At 58.7% G+C, this 554-nt stretch carries 1 protein-coding gene; it reads left to right on the top strand.

Annotated features, from left to right (window positions below):
- Nucleotides 1–180: 180 nt before the first annotated feature.
- Nucleotides 181–465 carry a DUF4148 domain-containing protein gene (locus IGW03_RS37820; protein ID WP_194727504.1) on the top strand — a complete coding sequence of 95 codons (285 nt, stop codon included), beginning with the start codon at nucleotides 181–183 and terminating at the stop codon, nucleotides 463–465.
- The last annotated feature ends 89 nt before the right edge of the window (nucleotides 466–554 follow it).

Genomic DNA, 554 nt, shown 5'->3' with positions numbered 1-554 from the left:
GTTTTCGCAATAACGCATTGCTGCCGAGGCTGTTTTTCTCCTTTCGCGCAACACCTACAATGTGCTTCATCGATGAGCACACAAGACAACGCGTGCGACTCACCGAGGCAGGCTGCGAGGGCAAACGACTTGTCCAAGCCGCCGCGATTGAGTCCCTAACCGTCCAACTGGAGAACGAACATGAATGCCAAGAAACTGATTGCTGCCGTTGCCGTCTTTGCCGCTGCCAGCTCCGCCTTTGCCAGCGAGTGGGTTGATTTCAGCGATTTCAAGTCCACCAAGACCCGTGCCGAAGTGGTGGCCGAACTGAAGCAGGCTCAGGCGCAAGGTCAGGGCCAGCTTGCCGGCAACAGCGAATTTGTCGAGTTCAGCAACACTGCAGTGGCCTCCGGCAAGAGCCGCGATGAAGTGCGTCAGGAAGCCGTGGCCGCTGCCCGAGCCAACACTGCCGCCGCAGGCGAGTAAGACCGCAGTCGTGCGGTTGCCGATGAAAGCGGCCGCATGACATGCAATGATGTGACCAAGCCCGCAGCGCAATGCTGCGGGCTTTTTTG

The organism is Noviherbaspirillum malthae, from assembly GCF_015352985.1.
Classification (GTDB): domain Bacteria; phylum Pseudomonadota; class Gammaproteobacteria; order Burkholderiales; family Burkholderiaceae_D; genus Noviherbaspirillum; species Noviherbaspirillum malthae.
Note: the sequence above shows the minus strand (reverse complement) of the source record. Positions and strands in the feature narration are given on the sequence as shown.

Excerpts from the sequence above, each read along its gene's own strand:
- IGW03_RS37820 (WP_194727504.1), top strand. The coding sequence starts at position 181 with ATGAATGCCAAGAAACTGATTGCTGCCGTTGCCGTCTTTGCCGCTGCC.